The sequence below is a fragment of the Pseudomonas sp. GW456-L13 genome, from assembly GCF_017350115.1.
Taxonomy (GTDB): domain Bacteria; phylum Pseudomonadota; class Gammaproteobacteria; order Pseudomonadales; family Pseudomonadaceae; genus Aquipseudomonas; species Aquipseudomonas jessenii.
The window spans coordinates 1,589,884-1,609,099 of the sequence record NZ_JACNAS010000002.1; the positions used below are offsets into that span (position 1 = coordinate 1,589,884).

The window sequence follows — 19,216 nt, forward strand, 5'->3', positions numbered from 1 at the left end:
TTAGCGATGGGCGCTAGGTGCGGCTAGTGCACGGGCGGCGGCGACATCCGCGTTGATCGCCGTTTTCAACGCCTCCAGAGAGGCGAAACGCTGCTCTTCACGCAGCTTGTGGTGGAAAACCACCGTTAAACGCCGGTCATACAGATCGCCGGCAAAATCTAAAAGATGTATTTCGAGGTGGGCCTTGCCATCACCTTGTACCGTTGGCCGCACGCCGATATTGGCGACGCCTGGCCAGGTCTTGCCGTCGATGTCGACGTTGACCAGGTAAACCCCGGAAAGCGGAACGCGACGGCGCTTGAGTTGTATGTTGGCCGTGGGCGTACCCAACTGGCGAGCCAGCTTCTGGCCGTGGAGTACCCGCCCGGTAATCTGGAACGGGCGACCCAGCAGTCGCTCGGCCAAGGCAAAATCAGCTGCGGCCAGGGCATTGCGGACCTGAGTGCTGCTGACGCGAAGACCATCCAGCTCAACGGTTTGCGCCGCCTCGACGGTAAAACCCTGAACGATGCCGGCCTGTTGCAGGAAATCGAAATCTCCCGCGCGGTCACAGCCGAAACGGAAGTCATCCCCGACCTCCAGGTGCTGGACGCCAAGACCGTCGACCAGAATGGTATCGACGAACTCACTGGCACTGAGCTTGCTCAGGCGCTGGTTGAAAGCCAGGCACAGAACACGGTCGACGCCTTCGGCAGCCAGCAATTGCAGCTTGTCCCGCAGGCGGGCCAGACGGGCCGGCGCGGTGTCCGGAGCGAAGAACTCTCGCGGTTGCGGCTCGAAAATCACCACGCAGCTGGGCACGCCCAACTCGAGCGCACGCTCACGCAGTCGCGCCAGGATAGCCTGGTGGCCGCGGTGTACACCGTCAAAGTTGCCAATAGTGGCGACACAGCCCCGATGCCGGGGGCGCAGATTGTGGAGGCCTCGAACCAGCTGCATAACGCGCTTCTTGCTCATAAAGTGGTCGATTATAACCACACCCGGCGGCCGACGACAGGCAACACCGTAACCCAAAGTGATCGAGCCGACAAAACCGCCGGCTCGCCCGTGTTTATCAAGGCCAGAACCTCAGCCCAGCGCCTTGCGATTGAAGTCGCGCAAACGGAAGCCCATCAACACTAACATGCCGAAATAAGCCACCACACCGGCAACGACCAAGGCACCCAGACGCAGGAAACGCTCAAGCATCTGCCCCTCGCCCCACGCCGGCATGAAATGCATCCCTGCCAGCAACACGCCAGACATCACCGCTACCGCAACCACCAGCTTGAAGCCGAACTTTGCCCAGCCCGGTTGCGGCTGGTACATCTGCTGTTTACGCAGCTGATAGAAGAGCAGCCCTGCATTGAGGCAGGCGCCGGCGCTGATGGCGAGCGCCAGGCCCGCGTGAGCCAGCGGACCGATCAGCAACAGGTTGAACAACTGAGTGACGACCAACGTGAAAATTGCGATTTTTACCGGCGTGCGAATGTTTTGTTGCGCATAAAAGCCCGGCGCGAGCACTTTGATCACGATAATTCCGAGCAAACCGACGGAATAGGCGATCAACGCGCGCTGAGTCATGGCCGCATCATGGGCATCAAACTGGCCGTACTGGAACAGCGAAACCGTCAACGGTTCGGCCAGAATCCCCAGCGCGAAGGCGCAAGGCAATACCAGCACGAAGCATAGACGCAGGCCCCAATCGAGGATGCGCGAGTATTCGTGGCGATCCTTGCTGGCGTAAGTCTTGGCCAGAGTCGGCAGCAGAATCGTCCCCAGCGCCACGCCCAACACGCCGGATGGCAACTCCATCAAACGGTCGGCGTAGTACATCCAGGACACGGAACCTGCGACTAGGAACGAAGCGAAAATCGTATTGATGATCAGCGAGATCTGGCTCACCGATACCCCAAGAATCGCCGGCAACATCTGCTTCATCACCCGCCAGACGCCGCTGTCGCGCAGGTTCAGGCGCGGCAACACCAGCATGCCGATCTTTTTCAGGTGCGGCAGCTGATAGAGCAACTGTGCCAGGCCACCCACCAGTACCGCCCAACCTAGCGCCATTACGGGCGGATCGAAGTACGGTGTCAGGAACAACGCAAAAATAATCATGCTGACATTGAGCAGCGTCGGCACGAATGCCGGGACCGAAAAACGGTTCCAGGTGTTGAGGATCGCACCCGCCAGCGACGACAGGGAAATCAGCAATATGTAAGGAAAGGTCACCCGCAACAGACTCGTGGTCAGCTCGAACTTCTCGGGCGTATCGATGAAACCCGGCGCGGTCACCCAGATGACCCACGGGGCGGCAATCATGCCCAATGCCGTGACGAGTGCCAGCACCAGCGTCAGCAGGCCGGAAACATAGGCGATGAAGGTTCGCGTCGCCTCATCCCCTTTCTGACTTTTATATTCGGCAAGAATCGGTACGAATGCCTGGGAAAACGCCCCTTCGGCGAAAATCCGCCGCAACAGATTGGGCAGTTTGAAGGCGATGAAGAAGGCGTCGGTCGCCATTCCCGCGCCGAATGCACGTGCAATTAGGGTGTCACGAACAAATCCCAAAACCCGGGAAAGCATCGTGATAGAGCTGACGGCGGCCAACGATTTGAGCAGATTCATTGAAAGAGTTTGTGCCTGTCGATAAACAGCAGGCGAACTACGCGCCCACTTATGCGATACTCCGCGCCGCAACAGCACAGAGCCAAAGCTCGCGAGTTTACAGGTCGCACGCTGGAAAGAAATATCCAGAGGTGTAGCGCCTACCACTTAGCGGAACGTCTCAACCGCCCTTGACAAGACCTCAACTCATCGGCATGATTCGCGGCCTATTTTGTTTGCTATTTCCTAAAAAGTCTTTCGAGGAGCTCGACGGTGGCCAACTCACCTTCCGCCAAAAAACGTGCAAAACAGGCTGAGAAGCGTCGCAGCCACAACGCCAGCCTGCGTTCCATGGTTCGTACCTACATCAAGAATGTAGTTAAGGCCATCGACGCAAAAGACGCTGCCAAAGCTCAAGCTGCTTACGTTCTGGCTGTGCCAGTTATCGACCGTATGGCCGATAAAGGCATCATCCACAAGAACAAGGCCGCTCGTCATAAGAGCCGCCTGAATGGCCACGTGAAGGCCCTGAACGTTGCCGCTGCTGCCTAAGCGACTCGTTCATTAAAAAACCGACCTCAGGGTCGGTTTTTTATTGCCTGCGATTTGATGAACGCGACACAAAAAATGTGGGAGCGGGCCTGTCTCCGGGCGGCGATCCGACGAAGAGGGAGTGTCAGTAGACGCACATGTCATCTGATACACCGCATTCGTCGGATCGCCGCCCGGAGACAAGCCCGCTCCCACATTTCGTTTTGCGTAAGGTTACTGAGCGTGCGCCCACGGCAAAATCGGAATCGCCGTCACCGCATTCTGCGGACTACCCTCGATCAGGCGATCGCTGTACACCAGGTACACCAGCGTATTGCGCTTTTTGTCGAGGAAGCGCACCACCTGCATGGTCTTGAACACCAGGGACGTGCGCTCCTTGAACACCTCGTCGCCATCCTTGAGCTCACCCCTGAAGCTGATCGGCCCGACCTGCCGACAAGCGATAGACGCTTCGGCACGGTCCTCGGCCAAACCAAGACCACCCTTCACCCCGCCGGTCTTGGCGCGCGACAGATAGCAGGTCACGCCGTCGACCTTGGGATCATCAAAGGCCTCGACCACGATCCGGTCATTCGGCCCGACGAACTTGAACACCGTCGACACCTGACCGATCTCTTCGGCCGACGCCAGCAGCGGCATCGCCACCAGCAATCCCAACAATCCTTTTGCCACGCGCATTCAGGTATTCCTTCAGACCAGGATCAGGTTATCGCGGTGAACCAGCTCCGGTTCCGCCATGTAACCCAACAGACCGACAATCGCCTCAGACGACTGACCGATGATTTTTTGCGCCTCCAGCGCACTGTAGTTGGCCAGGCCACGGGCAATCTCGCGACCGTCCGGCGCCACGCAAACCACCATCTCGCCGCGACGGAAGCTGCCCTGCACCAATTTGACCCCAACCGGCAGCAAGCTCTTGTTGCCCTGAGACAACGCAGTCACCGCACCCGCATCCAGCACCAGAGTGCCACGGGTTTGCAGATGACCGGCCAGCCACTGCTTGCGCGCCGCCAACATGCCGCGCTCCGGCGACAGCAGGGTGCCGATGCGCTCGCCCGCCTTGAGGCGATCCAGCACACGCTCAAGCCGCCCGCCAACGATGATGGTGTGAGCACCGGAACGGGCCGCCAGACGCGCAGCACGCAATTTGGTCTGCATACCACCACGTCCCAGCGCACCACCGGTGCCACCCGCCACCGCGTCGAGCGCCGGATCATCGGCACGCGCCTCGTAAATCAGCTGAGCATCCGGATTGTTGCGCGGATCAGCATCGAACATGCCGTCGCGATCCGTCAGGATCACCAGCAAGTCCGCCTCGACCAGGTTCGCCACCAGCGCCGCCAGGGTGTCGTTGTCGCCAAAACGGATTTCGTCGGTGACCACGGTGTCATTCTCGTTGATCACCGGGATAACCTTCAGTTCGACCAGCGCACGCAAGGTGCTGCGGGCGTTCAGGTAGCGCTTGCGGTCGGACAAGTCGTCGTGAGTCAGGAGAATCTGCGCGGTATGCCGGCCATGCTTGGCGAAGCTCGACTCCCAGGCCTGCACCAACCCCATCTGGCCGATTGCGGCGGCAGCCTGAAGTTCATGCATCGCACTGGGTCGCGAGGTCCAGCCCAAACGGCTCATACCGGCTGCCACCGCCCCAGAGGACACCAGCACCAGCTCGACACCCGCCTCATGCAAGGCCACCATCTGCTCAACCCAGACACCCATTGCCGCGCGATCCAGGCCTTTGCCGTCCGCCGTCAGCAAAGCGCTGCCGATCTTCACGACCCAACGCTGCGCACCTGTCACCTTGCTCCGCATCATCTTCAACCTTAGCTTGAGGGCAGCGCGACCCAGCGCTGCCCGTGACGTTATTCGTGGTTACTCGTGACCAACAATCGATTTCCAGATACCAAAACGCCGCTCGATTGAGCGGCGCTTAAGTTTATCGCAACGAATCAGTCACGCACGTAAATGATTTCCGGACCGTCTTCGTCATCCACATCTTCTTCGTCCCAATCATCGTCGCCGATGTCATGGACCGACTTCACGCCGCTGCGACGCAGGGCACGCTTGTCATCCAGCGCCTGCAGTTGCGCGCGAGCTTCGTCTTCGATGCGCTGATCGAGATCAGCCAGCTCTTCCTTGTAGGCCGGGTCATTGGCCAGGCGATCGGCACGATCTTCCATGTAACGCATGATGTCATGGCACAGACGCTCGGTACCGAGTTTGGAGATAGCCGAGATAACGTAGACCGGACCAGTCCATTCCAGGCGATCAACGATTTCCTTGACGCGAGCATCATGCTCTTCATCAAGGATCTGGTCGCACTTGTTCAGGACCAACCAGCGATCACGCTCCGCCAGGGACGGGCTGAACTTGATCAGCTCGTTGACGATCACTTCAGCGGCATCCGGTGCGCTGGCATCATCCAGCGGCGCCATGTCCACGAGGTGCAGCAGCAGACGCGTACGCGCCAAGTGCTTGAGGAAGCGAATGCCCAGACCAGCACCTTCGGAAGCGCCCTCGATCAAACCCGGAATATCGGCAATGACGAAGCTCTTCCAGCGATCGACGCTGACCACACCCAGGTTCGGCACCAGCGTGGTGAACGGGTAGTCGGCAACTTTCGGCTTGGCAGCCGAAACCGAACGGATAAAGGTACTTTTACCGGCGTTCGGCAAACCCAGCAGACCTACGTCAGCCAGTACTTTCATTTCCAGCTTCAGGTCGCGCTGCTCGCCCGGCTTGCCCGGAGTGGTCTGGCGCGGCGCACGGTTGGTACTGGATTTGAAACGGGTGTTGCCCAGACCGTGCCAGCCGCCCTGCACCACCATCAACTTCTGACCGGCCTTGGTCAGGTCGCCGATGACTTCCTGAGTCGCGGAGTCGATCACCGTGGTGCCGACCGGAACGCGCAGGATCAGGTCTTCACCCTTCTTGCCGGTGCAGTCGGTGCTGCCGCCGTTGGAGCCACGCTCGGCATCGAAGTGCCGGGTGTAACGGTAGTCCACCAGGGTGTTGAGGTTTTCGTCGGCCATCATGTAGATGGAACCGCCGTCACCGCCATCACCGCCGTTCGGGCCACCGTTCTCGATAAATTTTTCCCGACGGAAACTCATGGCGCCATTGCCGCCGTCACCAGCCTTTACGCGAATCGATACTTCATCAACAAACTTCATAACAAACGCCTCTCGCCATACGGACGAGCCGAAAAACAATCAAGACATAAGACTCTTGCAAAAATGAGCGCAGCGACCCTGAACCACGATACCTACATCGTACGCCGACAGCCCATACAAACAGCTTTGCAAGAGACTCACCCCACAAACGAAAAAGCCCCGTCGCGAGACAGGGCTTTTCCAGCGATCGCGCAATTAAGCTGCGACTACGCTCACGTAACGACGACCGAAGGCGCCTTTTACTTCGAACTTGATCACGCCTTCGACTTTAGCGAAGAGGGTGTGATCTTTACCCATGCCAACGCCGTAGCCAGCGTGGAATTGGGTGCCGCGCTGACGCACGATGATGTTGCCTGCTTTGATAGCCTGGCCGCCATACATCTTCACGCCAAGGCGTTTGGCTTCTGAGTCGCGACCGTTACGGGTACTACCACCAGCTTTTTTGTGTGCCATGAGTTCAATTCTCCTAGTGAGGAATTAGGCTGTAATTAAGCCTGAATACCGGTGATTTTGATCTCGGTGTACCACTGGCGGTGGCCCATACGCTTCATGTGGTGCTTACGGCGACGGAACTTGATGATGCGGACTTTATCGTGACGACCTTGGGAGATCACTTCAGCCACAACGGTAGCGCCAGCAACAACTGGAGCGCCGATATTCACGTCGTCACCGTTGGCAACCAACAGAACGCGATCAAAGGTAACGGATTCGCCGGTAGCGACTTCCAGTTTTTCGATCTTCAGGTATTCACCTGGGGCGACTTTGTACTGCTTGCCGCCAGTAACGATTACTGCATAAGACATGGTATTTCTCCGATAATCCTGCTCACCCAGCTCTTTATAAGAAGAGGTATTGGCTGGCATGGCTGCATGGGGCTGGAGGCCCGCTTGCAATTGCGTAAGGCAGGTGCTGCCCAGGAAGTTCAGGGTGCGCGATTGTACGCAAGCCACGCTAGCCTTGCAAGAGGCCGTCCATCGCGCCTTGACACCTGCAAGCGTGGGTCCTAGCATGCCGCGCAACCCTTCTGGAGCGACTGTCGCTGATGCAACCCCAAGCTTTCTACCGCGCGGTGGCGGACGATTTTAGCGCCGTCGACGGCATCATCAAGAAGCAGCTGACTTCCCGAGTGCCGCTGGTATCGAAAATCGGCGATTACATTACCTCGGCCGGCGGCAAACGCCTGCGTCCTTTACTGGTGTTGCTGTGTGGCAAGGCCCTGGGCCGCGAAGGCGATGACCTGCGTCTGCTGGCCGCGACCATCGAGTTCCTGCACACCGCCACCCTGCTGCATGACGATGTGGTCGACATGTCCGGCATGCGCCGTGGCCGCTCGACCGCCAACGCCATGTGGGGCAACGCGCCAAGCGTACTGGTCGGTGACTTCCTGTATTCGCGCTCATTCGAAATGATGGTCGAACTTGGCTCGATGCCGGTGATGAAGATCCTTTCGCAAGCCACGCGCATCATCGCCGAAGGCGAAGTATTGCAGCTGTCGAAGGTGCGGGACGCCAGCACCACCGAAGAAACCTACATGGAAGTCATCCGCGGCAAGACCGCGATGCTTTTCGAAGCCTCGACCCACAGCGCCGCCGCCCTGTGCCAGGCCACGCCGGAACAGGCCGAAGCCCTGCGTACATTCGGTGATCATCTGGGCGTGGCCTTCCAACTGGTCGACGACCTGCTCGACTACAAAGGCGACGCCGAAACCCTGGGCAAGAACGTCGGTGACGATCTGGCCGAAGGCAAGCCGACCCTGCCACTGATCTACACCATGCGCGAAGGTACGCCGGAACAGGCCGCCCTGGTGCGCAAGGCGATCCAGAAAGGCGGAATCGAAGACCTGGAAAGCATCCGCGAAGCCGTGGAAGCCTCGGGCTCGCTGGAGTACACCGCGCAACTGGCACGCGACTATGTGGCACGCGCAATCAAGTGTCTCGAAGCGCTGCCTGCCAGCGAGTACCGCGATGCACTGGTTGAACTGAGCGAGTTCGCGGTCGCGCGTACGCACTGACAACACTGCAAGCCCCCTGTGGGAGCGAGCTTGCTCGCGATTAGGCACTTACATTCAACATTGTTGTTGACTGAAAGGACGCCATCGCGAGCAAGCTCGCTCCCACAGGTTTGTTCCCCACAGGTTTTCCTGCGCTGCACCCCTCCCGGCTAAAACCCTATATAATGTGCGCTTTTTAGCGATCCTGAATCCAAGGAGCCTTAGTGAGCACGTTGCCACCCTGCCCAAAATGCAATTCCGAATACACCTATGAAGACGGCGCCCAGCTGATCTGCCCCGAGTGCGCCCACGAATGGTCCGCCAGCGGTGAAGCCGAAGCGGTGTCCGATGACACAGTGAAAAAGGATTCGGTCGGCAACGTCCTGCAAGACGGCGACACCATCACCGTGATCAAGGACCTCAAGGTCAAGGGTACGTCTTTGGTGGTCAAGGTCGGCACCAAGGTCAAGAACATCCGCCTGTGCGATGGCGATCACGACATCGACTGCAAGATCGACGGCATCGGCCCGATGAAACTCAAGTCCGAGTTCGTCAGAAAAGTCTGAGCCTGCTGTTATCCATCCCGCGCCTGGCGCGGGATGGCGCCTCCCCCTCCCCTGCTTCGCCCAGTAATTCCTCGCAATAGCCAAACGCCAGTCCTTTTGACCTGACGCAATCTTTACCCGGAAAAAAGCGCAAACCGCCAATAGGCCCTTGCTATTTGATGAATAAGAATTATTCTCATCAAACCTTCAATGGAGATGAGAACCATGACTTATCTGATCGATGCCTGGCTGGACCGCCCACACCCTTACCTCAGGATCCTGCATCGGGAAACCGGGGAAGTCTGTGCAGTGCTTGAAGAAGAAGCCTTGAGCGAACTGCAGGACCAAGGTGATCTTGACCTCAATGGCCTGAGTTCCAGCGAGCCGGTGGTGCTCAAGGAACTGGTGCGTAATCTGTTTCTGTTCTGCTATGCCCGGGCGTTGCGCCCGCACAGTGAACTGCACCACAAGATCGAAATATGAAAATCACCGCAAGACTCTGTAGGAGCGAGATTGCTCGCGAAAAACTCAAAGACACCGCGTTCATTCAGTATGGCCGCGTAATCGTTGACGCCCATCGCGAGCAGGCTCGCTCCTACAGGTAATCAGCGGGTCTTACAGAACGTCGAGCAGTTCGACGTCGAATACCAGTACGCTGTGCGGCGGAATGCTGCCAACGCCTTGAGCGCCGTATGCCAGCTCGCTCGGCACGTACAGGCGCCATTTGCTACCGGCGTTCATCAGTTGCAGGGCTTCGGTCCAGCCAGCGATCACGCCGCCAACCGGGAATTCCGCAGGCTGGCCGCGCTCGTAGGAGCTGTCGAATACTGTGCCGTCGATCAGGGTGCCATGGTAATGAGTACGCACGGAGTCTTCACGGGATGGCTTGGCGCCTTCGCCAGCGGTCAGGACTTCGAACTGCAGGCCGGAAGCCAGAGTGGTGATGCCTTCACGCTTGGCGTTTTCAGCCAGGAAGGCCAGGCCTTCGCCAGCAGCCGCTTCAGCCTTGGCTGCAGCTTCGGCCTGCATGATTTCGCGGATGACTTTGAAGCTGGCGGACATTTCTTCCTGACCCACACGGCTTGGCTTGCCGGCGAATGCGTCGGTCAGACCCGCCAGGATCGCGTCCAGGCTTACGCCCGGTGGCGGGTTGTCGCGCAGTTGGTCGCCCAGCTGACGGCCAATACCGTAGCTGACGCGGGTTTCGTCGGTGGACAGATTTACTTCGGACATGACACTGCTCCGCTGTGCGGACGGCTCGGGAACTTGCCATGCGTGCACAGCGCGTCCCGGAGCGCCCGGAACCAAAAGGGTCAGCAGACTAGCACAGATGTCATGCCATTGATGAGGGACCTCAGGCGATCGGCACCTTCAGGTTTTCCTCAACATCGGCAACCAGACCGCACATTTCGTCGTGCACGACCGTGTGCACAAGGTTGAAGTGCAACTTGGGAAAGGAGCGCAGCACATCACGGGCATGCTCCACCGAACGCAGGCTCATCATGTGTCCGTGGGTATCGCTCAATGGATACGCCGCGCCATGCATCCGCGCCTCCAACAGGTAGATGCCCCCCTCCATCGAGATCAGGTTCAGCTCATCGACCTTCCCGGCGACGGCATACGCATTCAACTCATGCAGGGTCATGAACGCACCTCACGCAGTGGCGAACCAACATACTTACAGGGATAGGCCTCGGCGCATCAAAGCACAAGCCACAAACGACGCCGCCCGTCTGTTTTGCAACCCTGTGGGAGCGTGGCTTGCCCGCGATGGCATCACCTCGGTCTAACGATGAACCGCAGTGATGCCATCGCGGGCAAGCCACGCTCCCACAATGGAAGTTGAAATCAGTGCTTGGTGACTTTATCCAGGTAACCCATGGCAAATGCGGAGACCACGAAGGTCATGTGGATGATCACATACCACTGCAAATGCTCGGGATCGACGTTCTTGGCGTCCATGAAGATGCGCAGCAGGTGAATGGACGAGATCGCCACGATCGATGCGGCCACCTTCATCTTCAGCGACGAAGAGTCCATGGTGCCCAGCCAGTTGAGCTTTTCCTTGCTGTCGTCGATGTCCAGTTGCGAGACGAAGTTCTCGTAGCCGGAGATCATCACCATCACCAGCAAACCGCCCACCAGGGCCATGTCGATCAGCGACAGCAGCACCAGGATCAAGTCCGATTCGGCCATCGAAAACACGTTCGGGATGACGTGGAAGACTTCCTGGAAGAATTTCAGTGCCAGCGCCAGCAGCCCGAGGGACAGGCCGAAATAGATCGGCGCCAGCAGCCAGCGCGAGGCGTACATTGTATTTTCGATAAAGCGTTCCATTGAATCTCACACGTTGGACTGGAAATGGCGGCGAGTATACCAGCCCCCCGTCCATACCCAGAAGCAGCCAGAAACCGTCGAGAAATCCGCCACCTGCGCCTGTGTATCAAAGTTTTTCTGCTAGTGTCCAAATCATTGACTGCTCAGTGATGTCGGACAGGAAGACTGGAAATGGATGTGCAATTGCCTTTGACGAGTGCCGGAATTTGCCTGGCGCTGCTGCTGAGCGGCTGCTCACCCAGCGAAGAAAAACGCCAGGTCAGCCTCGAAGAAAAAACCGCGCAGTTCGAAAAGTCGCTGGACGCCATTCAGGATCCAAAGCTCAAGGATGCTGTGTCGGAGCTGGGTGGCTCACTGCTGCTGCTCGAACGCGCGCAACTCAAGCTCGACAGCAAGCCGGTGGAAACCGAATACGGCGAAGACGCCCTCGCCATGCTCAAGCACTACCCGAGCCCGCAGGCCCTGGTCGACACCTACATCAACGGGTTGTTCGTGCTGCAAAAGGACTCCAGTTCCGACTATCTGATCGATCTGCAGCCAGTGTTCCCCTTCACGTTCAGCGTTCCTGCCGCGTTTTTGTTTCCCCATGGCCTGGAATGGCAGTCGGTCACGCTAAGCAACAAACGGGTGATTCCATTCCAGCCGGAATGGTCGGAAACCGACCCCGGCATTCAGCTCAGCCCATCGAGCTCCAACCTGACCAACCCCGATGACCTGACCGTGGCCTACCCCTTCATCGAAGGCCTCGACATTGACAGAAAGCAGCAACCGCAACCGGTGAGCCTGCAAGGCAAAGTCGAAGTCATCGCGCCACGGCGCCTCTACAGCTTCGACCTGACGAAAAAGGACGTAGGCCAGACCCGCACCAATGACAACCTGAGCGTCACCCTCCTCACATTGACGAACAACTACGCGGAAATCGAATACAACAACAGCACGCCGCTGGCCCCCGAAGTCAGTGAAGCACCGCTCAACCCGCTGATCGTCCAGGCCAGGGACAGCACCGGGCAATTCATCGCGCGCGCCGGTTCAATCAACGAAACCTCGGTACAAATTGCCTTCTATCAGCAGCAACTGGCCAAGATGCAGCAGCAAAAGAGCTGGAGCGAGTCCCTGGAAAAACAGCTCGATGAAGAACAACGCAACTTTGAGAAACAGCAGGCTCGACATTATTCGAAGGTGTACTTCAACGGGACGATCGAAACTCTCGAAGTCAGCATGCTGGATTTTTCCGCCGTCACGGTCACCCGAAAGGACCTCAACCTGCCGATCCGGCGCTTCGATGCCTATACCACGAACAAGTCCATCCAGCCCTTGAACCTGTCCGTGGTGGTCTATGACGACCAGGCGGCGGGCTGGCTGAAAGGGGCAACGCTGAGTGAGGAACAACTGAAAAAGAACGTCAGCATCAGTCAGTCGGTCGACGACCCCAGCGCTGCGCGAATCGAATTCACTCACCTGCGTACCTTCAACGATGAGCTGCTCGGTACATCGTTCAACCCCGGTGAAAGTCCGGTGAGCTTCTTTACCGAAGACACTCGTGGCAATCGCGACGAGCCGATCGAACTGCCGTCAGAGGCGTACCAGATCGATCCCCTGCGCGGCACCATCACTTACGATCTGAATCTGTTTCCACAAACCCCGGCCTATGCGGTGGGCTCGATGCCGATGTTCCTGGCCACGGTCGACAAGCAAACCGTCGAAGCCCGTCAACTGCCCAAGGGCCTCGCGCTCAAAGACAATGCACTGGTGGTGGACCTGAAGGTATTTCCCGCCCAGGACTGGCGCTTTTTCGCCAAGGACGACAGCGGTAGTTACTTGAAGGAGATTCTATCGGTCAGTCATGGTGCGAGCGCACAGGGGCCGGCACAGTTTGCCGTGCATTACTTCTACGGGCAGCCTACGCGCCTGGAAACCTATCAGCGCACTGATCTCACCACCGTGCAATATGGTTTCGAAGTCAAACTCGACAAGGCCGACATGACGCGCCTTGATCAATAGTGCCACTCAGTGCTCGGGGTGAAACTCGAAGCCGCCCATGTTCCGGCAGCGACCACCGTTGATTTCCCGCAGTTGGGCTTGCAGGTGCAGGCACCAGATTTGCGGATCGTCGGCCAACTCGTAGCCGTGCAGGGTCAGGCTTTCAACGATGGTATCGAGGATTGATTCAGCGACGAACGGACCGTGAAACGGGCCCTGGGCCTTGATGGCCGAAGGTTGTTCACCGGCCATTCCGGCGGCGAACAGCAGAGTCCACATGCCCGTATCTCCCGCCAATGGACGGATGGCACATTCGATACGGGTCACAAGGCCCAGGCATTGACGGGTGAGGCAGAGGTTGCGCGACATGGCGGCGACCCTCGGTAGATCCGGTGTTCAGCCCCCATGGGAAGGCTGTTTCGATCCTGTGATTACGTCGATATCCTTGAGCAGAGAATAGAAGAAAAGTCTGCCTTGCAGGCCGAGGCAAGACCGAAAGGCGCCGAATGGTCATAGTGTGAATATTGACGTCAGTTCGACGACGCTTTTCCAGGGTTCACACAAACAAATGTGGGAGCGGGCTTGCTCGCTCCCACATGGATTACTGCATCAGGCCGGCTTGGTTTCCGCCAAAGCCTCTTGCGCCAACTCCTTCTCGGCTTCCTTGAGATCATCTTCGCTGATCATTTCCGCGATAACCCGCAGGCGCTCCACGACCCGCGCGTTCACGCTGCCTTCAGGGAACTCGCCATTCTCGTCCGGTTCGCCGGCCGGCTCGCCGACCAGCAGACTCAAGGCTTCGTCGGCCTGACGGACCGCGTAGACATGGAACTGACCCGCACGCACCGCCGCCAGCACCTTCTCATCGAGCATCAGGGTGGCGACGTTGGCGTGAGGAATGATTGCCCCCTGCTCGCCGGTCAACCCGCGGGCTTCGCACAAACGGAAGAAGCCCTCGATCTTCTCGTTGACTCCGCCGACCGCCTGCACTTCGCCGAACTGGTTGATCGAACCGGTGATGGCAAAGCACTGCTTGAGCGGGGTTTTCGACAAGGCCGAGATCAGGGTGCAAGCCTCACCCAAAGAAGCGCTGTCGCCATCGACATAACCGTAGGATTGCTCCAGGGCGATGCTCGCGGAAATCGCCAGCGGAAACTCCTGGGCGTAACGGCTGCCCAGATAGCCGGTAAGGATCATCACGCCTTTGGAGTGGATCGGCTGCCCGAGGTTGACCTCGCGCTCGATGTCGACGATACCGCTGCCGCCCGGGTACACCGTGGCGGAAATCCGCGCCGGTATACCAAAGGCCGAGTCGCCGACTTCCAGCACCGTCAAGCCATTGCACTTGCCGACCGCCGCGCCCGCGGTGTCGATCAGGATGATCCCGGCCAGCATGTCATCGAGAATCCGCGCCGACACACGACCGGTGCGGGTAGCCTTGGCCTTGAGCGCGCGTTCGATGTGCCCGGAGTCGGTCCTTTCATCGCCGGCCAGATGGCGGATGAAGTCCGCCTCGCTGACCAGCTGGAACAAGTCACCGATACGCGCCGACAAGCGCCCCTGGTGCTCGGCCAGACGTGCACTGTAGGTCGCCAGGCGTGCCACCGCATCAGCGGTCAGCGGTGCCATGCCTTCTTCGGAAGTACGGGTCTTGAGCAACTGGGCGAACTGCTCCAGGCTCTCGTCGACCATCGGGATGTCTTCGTCGAAATCCACCAGGACGCGGAACATCTCCTGGAAGTCCGGATCGAGGTCTTGCAGCGTGTAATACAGCTGACGGGCACCGATGATGACGACTTTGACCTGCAACGGAATGTGTTGCGGAGTCAGGGTCACGGTGGCCAGGCGGCCCAGTTCACCCAGCGGTGATTCCATTTTCAGTTTGCGTGATTGCAGGGCGCGTTTCAGTGCATCCCACACGAACGGCTCGCTGAGCATTTTGTCCGCTTCAAGGATCAGGAAACCGCCATTGGCCCGGTGCAAGGCACCCGGCCGCAGTTGGCGGTAGGTGGTGTAAAGCGCACCCTGATCGGTGCTGTATTCGATCCGGCCAAAAAGGTTTTCGTAGGTCGGGTGCGGCTCGAACACCACCGGCGCACCGCCGCTGGCCGAGTGACCGACCACCAGGCTCGGCGCGTATTGTTCTTCCAGCAACTTGCGGGCGACAGCGTCGGTCTTGCTATCGTCTACCAGCTGCTCGACCACGGACTTGAGCAAGTACACCTGCATCGCCTGCAGATAACCGCATACCGCCGCGTTCTCGGCGTACTTCTCCGACAATGGCGACAACAATGGCTGCAAGGCCAGGGTAATGGTTTCTTCGTTCAGATGACGCAGCTGGTTGCTCGACTCGCGTTTCCATTGCGGCAGGCTGGCGAGCTCTTCGTTCAGGCGCTCCTCCAGTGCCGAAATATCCTCGTGAAAGCGCTCGCGCTCGGCTTCCGGCAACTGGGCGAACTCAGCTTCGTCCAACGCCTTGCCGTCGCTCATCGGGGTGAAGGCGATGTTGCTGGCGTCGCGGTACAGCGCAACTTCCTTTTCCAGCGCCAGACGCTCGATGACGTCCAGGGCCTTGTCGTAGCGCTGGTTGAAGGCGCGGTCGATACTGCTTTTCTTTTGCTGGTAGGACGGATGCTCGAATACTGCCGGAAATGTCGCCAGCAGGTTGTCGATCAAACCATTGATATCACCAATGAAGTTACCGGCAGTGCCCGACGGCAACTCCAGGGCACGTGGTTCGCGCGGTTCATCGAAGTTGTTGACGTAGACCCAGTCCGCCGGGGTCTGCAGGCGCTTGCCTTCGGCCTTGAGGTAGCGTTTGACGAACGAGAACCGGCCAGTACCGGGTTCGCCCATGACGAATACGTTGTAACCGGGGCGTGGCATGGCCACACCGAACTGCAAGGCTTCGACCGCACGTTCCTGGCCAAGCACACCGCGAAAGGGCTCCAGATCATTGGTGGTAGAGAAGCTGAACTGTTCAGCGGAAAACGGACGGGTCAGCGCTTCGGGCGCTAGACGCAAGCTGGCAGCAACAGGATCAGGCATCGGGCTTCCTTAACAATCAGGCGGGGCAGATGGCAGCATTCTGGCGCCGCCCATGCCCGACTGGCAAGGAGCGCCGCAGGCCTGATCACCGTCAACCGGCCAACCCCAGGCGGGCCGGGCTTGCGCGGCCGTTTTCCATGAATGTTTTGCAAAAAATCACGGAACCCTGTGATCGTGCCTAAACTCCAAACTGCGCGGCTGGACTAATGACCGGCCCACTGGCACCGGAAGGGTCTGCAGGAAAACTCGCCGAGCGGCGATCAGGCAAGGCGAAAGCAGGCGAGGAAGCGGAGTGTAGGGGCCTACATGAGCATTCCGAGCCTGCTTTCAACGCAGCATGATCGTCGCGCAGGCAGTTTGCATGCAGAGCCGGGGCCAGACTCCCTTGTCTATTGGTACGCACACAAAGAGAACAAAGCTATGAAACGGATTCTTCTTGGTACTCTCTTCACCGCTGTATCCATCAATGCCATGGCGCAAGCGCCTGGCGGTCCGGATTGCGGTTGGGGCAACATGCTGTTCGAAGGCCAGCGTGGTACTCCAGCTCACTTCCTGGCATCCACCACCAACGGCACCTCCGGCAACGCAACCTTCGGCATGACCTCCGGCACCAACGGTTGCGCAACCAATGCGTCGCTGACCTATGGCGGCAAATCCTGGTTTGCCATGAATGGCATGATGAACGAGCTGTCCGAAGACATGGCCAAGGGTCAGGGCGAAGCGCTGACCACCTATGCCGTGGTACTGGGCGTGGCGCCGGAAGACCGTGCGCACTTCGCCGCCGTCACTCACGAGCACTTCCAGCAGATCTTCAGCAAGGCTGACGTGACCGCAGAAGACGTGCATACCAATACCCTGGCCGTGCTCAAAGCCGACCCTCGTCTGGCCAAGTACGCGACTCAGGCTTAAGCTCGACCCGCCCCGCTTCTTTCGGGAAGCGGGTTTTGTTTTTTGGACCTGCCCCTCTTTGGGTAATGTCGCTGACTGTAGGAGCTGGCTTGCCAGCGATGGTCGTTAACGATCACGCGTGTTTACTGGATAAACACAGCGCCTTTGAAACCATCGCTGGCAAGCCAGCTCCTACAGGCAAACGGCATCCACCTCGTTGGGTCTTTATTTTTTCCTGTTTAAGTTGCCTTCTATGCTCAAACGCCTTGCCTGGCTGGCGCTGTGTGTCTGCGCCCCGCTATCCGCCGCGCCTCACATCGAACCACAACGTTTGCAGCAACTGGCCAACGACCCTTTCTGGATATCCCTGGGCCATTACGAAACCGCCAAGCTCGGCGGCTGGCGCAGCTATGTCAGTGACCGCAAGTTCTTCCTCGCCGCTGACGGCAATGAGCATCCGGACCATGAACTGGCGGCGACTGTTCAAGCCTTGTACGCCCCGGCCAGTGCCGGTGAAACACACGCTCAATGCGTCTACCCTGCCCGCACCCGCTGGCTGAAAGACCAACTCGGTCTGGCCGGACTGCCGACGCCGGACTGCGCCGGGTTCAAGCAATGGTTCAAGGACGTCTCGCCCGACAGCGCGGTGATGATCTTCCCGGCGGCTTACCTGAACAGCCCGTCCTCGATGTTCGGCCATACCCTGTTGCGCATCGACCAGGCCGAGGTGAAGAGCGACAAGACTTCGCTGCTCAGTTATGCGATCAACTTCGGCGCCTACATCGAGGGCTCGGACAACAGCATCATCTATGCCTGGAAAGGCCTGATGGGCGGCTATCCCGGCCTGTTCGCGATGGTGCCCTATCAGGAAAAGCTCTCGGAATACCGCAGCCTGGAAAACCGCGACCTGTGGGAGTACCGCCTGAACCTGACCCAACAGGAAACCGCGCGCATGGTCGAGCACGTCTGGGAGCTGAAGCAGATCAAGTTCGACTATTTCTTCTTCGACGAAAACTGCTCATACCGCTTGCTGGAACTGCTGCAAGTGGCCCGACCGGGCCTGCGCCTGACCGAGCAATTCCCACTCACCGCCATCCCGACCGACACCGTCAAAGCCGTGAAAGATGCCGGATTGGTGGAATCGATCCAGTATCGTCCGTCCCGGGAGCGCGAGTTGCTCAGCCGCGCCGAGCCGTTGGACCCTGAAGAGCAACAGTGGGTGCTGAAAGTCAGCGCCGATCAGAAACAATTGCAGGACCCGGCGTTCAAGGCGCAAGCCCACGACCGTCAGGCGCTGATCATCGATGCGGCCTATCGTCTGGAGCGTTACCGCGCCAATGGCCAGGAACGCGACCCGGCACGCGCCCAGCGCAGCTTCGAACTGCTGCGGGCCATCAACCAGAACCCGGCGCCGGAGCTGGATATCCCGCAACCGGGCCTGCCTGAAGACGGTCACGAGTCCCGCACCTGGCAGCTCGGCCTCGGCAGCCGTGGAGATAAAGCCTTTGGCGAGTACGGCTTGCGCATGGCTTATCACGACCTCAACGACAACAACGAAAGCTTTCCCCTTGGCGCGCAGATCGAAATCCTGCAATTGAAACTGCGCCAGTACGAAAGCAATGAATGGCAAGTGCAACAACTGGACCTGGCAACGATTCGCTCCCTGACCCCGCGTAACGAGTTGCTGCAACCGCTGTCATGGCAAGTCACCGGTGGTCTGGAGCGAGTGCCGGGTAAGCACGATGACCAAACCCTGGTCAGCCACGTCAACGGCGGTGGCGGTGGCACCTGGCAACTGGGCGATGACCTGCTCGGATTTGCCCTGGGCACTGTGCGCATCGAGCACAACAACGATTTCGCCGCTTTCATTGCCCCGGCCGCCGGGTTCAACAGTGGTGTGCTGTGGAAAAACCCGCTGGGCAATTTGAGCCTGGAAGCCAAGGGCGACTTTTTCACCAATGGTGAAGTGCGCCGTAGCCTGAGCCTGAATCAGCAATGGGAAATATCCCGAAATCTCGGACTGCGCTTGAGCGCCCGGCGCGAATTCAGCCATTTGGCGACGGCCGAGAACGAAGTGATGCTTGAGCTGAAGTGGTATCACTACTGACCTGACACACCTT

19 protein-coding genes are annotated in these 19,216 nt (G+C 58.8%); 7 read left to right on the forward strand and 12 right to left on the reverse strand.

The genetic code is table 11. The features are described from left to right. Both ribF and murJ read right to left on the reverse strand, forming a co-directional pair. Entirely contained in the window at positions 1-939 is a 939-nt protein-coding gene (gene ribF / locus J4D25_RS21345; protein WP_057713237.1) for a bifunctional riboflavin kinase/FAD synthetase, read from the reverse strand. Positions 940-1,068: 129 nt separating this feature from the next. Next, positions 1,069-2,607 (reverse strand): murein biosynthesis integral membrane protein MurJ, encoded by a 1,539-nt coding sequence (gene murJ / locus J4D25_RS21350; protein ID WP_057713236.1) that lies wholly within the window; start codon positions 2,605-2,607, stop codon positions 1,069-1,071. A gap of 252 nt (positions 2,608-2,859) precedes the next feature. Here murJ and rpsT point away from each other — a divergent pair, with 252 nt between their 5' ends. Then, positions 2,860-3,138 carry a 30S ribosomal protein S20 gene (gene rpsT, locus J4D25_RS21355; RefSeq protein ID WP_007970922.1) on the forward strand — a complete coding sequence of 93 codons (279 nt, stop codon included), beginning with the start codon at positions 2,860-2,862 and terminating at the stop codon, positions 3,136-3,138. A gap of 213 nt (positions 3,139-3,351) precedes the next feature. Here the strand turns inward: rpsT and J4D25_RS21360 are convergent, their stop codons facing one another. From J4D25_RS21360 to rplU, 5 genes are all read right to left on the reverse strand, one after another. Next, entirely contained in the window at positions 3,352-3,816 is a 465-nt protein-coding gene (locus tag J4D25_RS21360; protein ID WP_057713235.1) for a CreA family protein, read from the reverse strand. A gap of 12 nt (positions 3,817-3,828) precedes the next feature. Then, positions 3,829-4,947, reverse strand: coding sequence for a glutamate 5-kinase (gene proB, locus J4D25_RS21365; protein WP_057713234.1), 1,119 nt, complete (start codon positions 4,945-4,947; stop codon positions 3,829-3,831). A gap of 137 nt (positions 4,948-5,084) precedes the next feature. Then, the gene (gene cgtA, locus J4D25_RS21370; protein WP_008052064.1) at positions 5,085-6,308 is read right to left on the reverse strand and encodes an Obg family GTPase CgtA; all 1,224 of its coding nucleotides are present in this window, start codon (positions 6,306-6,308) and stop codon (positions 5,085-5,087) included. Between the two features lie 195 nt (positions 6,309-6,503). After that, on the reverse strand, positions 6,504-6,761 hold the full coding sequence (gene rpmA, locus J4D25_RS21375; protein ID WP_003281574.1) for a 50S ribosomal protein L27: 258 nt from the start codon (positions 6,759-6,761) through the stop codon (positions 6,504-6,506). Between the two features lie 35 nt (positions 6,762-6,796). Beyond that, positions 6,797-7,111, reverse strand: a complete 315-nt coding sequence (gene rplU, locus J4D25_RS21380) for a 50S ribosomal protein L21 (RefSeq protein ID WP_007950961.1) — start codon at positions 7,109-7,111, stop codon at positions 6,797-6,799. Between the two features lie 239 nt (positions 7,112-7,350). Between rplU and J4D25_RS21385 the strand changes: the two genes are divergently transcribed. The 3 genes from J4D25_RS21385 to J4D25_RS21395 all read left to right on the forward strand — a co-directional run bounded on the left by J4D25_RS21385 (position 7,351) and on the right by J4D25_RS21395 (position 9,326). Beyond that, complete coding sequence (locus J4D25_RS21385; protein ID WP_057713233.1) at positions 7,351-8,319, forward strand: polyprenyl synthetase family protein; 969 nt, start codon at positions 7,351-7,353, stop codon at positions 8,317-8,319. Between the two features lie 203 nt (positions 8,320-8,522). Beyond that, on the forward strand, positions 8,523-8,864 hold the full coding sequence (locus J4D25_RS21390) for a zinc ribbon domain-containing protein YjdM (RefSeq protein ID WP_008154270.1): 342 nt from the start codon (positions 8,523-8,525) through the stop codon (positions 8,862-8,864). Positions 8,865-9,068: 204 nt separating this feature from the next. Continuing rightward, on the forward strand, positions 9,069-9,326 hold the full coding sequence (locus J4D25_RS21395; protein WP_008052059.1) for a hypothetical protein: 258 nt from the start codon (positions 9,069-9,071) through the stop codon (positions 9,324-9,326). A gap of 132 nt (positions 9,327-9,458) precedes the next feature. Here J4D25_RS21395 and J4D25_RS21400 read toward each other — a convergent pair whose 3' ends face one another. From J4D25_RS21400 to J4D25_RS21410, 3 genes are all read right to left on the reverse strand, one after another. After that, positions 9,459-10,076, reverse strand: a complete 618-nt coding sequence (locus tag J4D25_RS21400; RefSeq protein WP_008022510.1) for an FKBP-type peptidyl-prolyl cis-trans isomerase — start codon at positions 10,074-10,076, stop codon at positions 9,459-9,461. Positions 10,077-10,197: 121 nt separating this feature from the next. Further along, positions 10,198-10,488 (reverse strand): DUF6482 family protein, encoded by a 291-nt coding sequence (locus tag J4D25_RS21405; RefSeq protein ID WP_008022513.1) that lies wholly within the window; start codon positions 10,486-10,488, stop codon positions 10,198-10,200. A 203-nt stretch (positions 10,489-10,691) separates the two neighbouring features. Beyond that, positions 10,692-11,180: a TIGR00645 family protein gene (locus tag J4D25_RS21410; RefSeq protein ID WP_007990463.1), complete on the reverse strand. Its 489-nt coding sequence runs from the start codon at positions 11,178-11,180 to the stop codon at positions 10,692-10,694. A gap of 171 nt (positions 11,181-11,351) precedes the next feature. Between J4D25_RS21410 and J4D25_RS21415 the strand changes: the two genes are divergently transcribed. Next, positions 11,352-13,181: a hypothetical protein gene (locus tag J4D25_RS21415; RefSeq protein WP_057713232.1), complete on the forward strand. Its 1,830-nt coding sequence runs from the start codon at positions 11,352-11,354 to the stop codon at positions 13,179-13,181. Positions 13,182-13,187: 6 nt separating this feature from the next. Here J4D25_RS21415 and J4D25_RS21420 read toward each other — a convergent pair whose 3' ends face one another. Beyond that, entirely contained in the window at positions 13,188-13,529 is a 342-nt protein-coding gene (locus tag J4D25_RS21420) for a hypothetical protein (protein ID WP_008052055.1), read from the reverse strand. 240 nt (positions 13,530-13,769) lie between these two features. Next, positions 13,770-16,208: a Lon protease family protein gene (locus J4D25_RS21425; protein ID WP_057713231.1), complete on the reverse strand. Its 2,439-nt coding sequence runs from the start codon at positions 16,206-16,208 to the stop codon at positions 13,770-13,772. Between the two features lie 420 nt (positions 16,209-16,628). Here J4D25_RS21425 and J4D25_RS21430 point away from each other — a divergent pair, with 420 nt between their 5' ends. Continuing rightward, a complete protein-coding gene (locus tag J4D25_RS21430; protein WP_007970900.1) occupies positions 16,629-17,117 on the forward strand; it encodes a DUF3015 domain-containing protein in 489 nt (162 codons plus the stop codon). Positions 17,118-17,349: 232 nt separating this feature from the next. Continuing rightward, positions 17,350-19,203 carry a DUF4105 domain-containing protein gene (locus tag J4D25_RS21435; protein ID WP_057713230.1) on the forward strand — a complete coding sequence of 618 codons (1,854 nt, stop codon included), beginning with the start codon at positions 17,350-17,352 and terminating at the stop codon, positions 19,201-19,203. Positions 19,204-19,216 lie beyond the last annotated feature (13 nt).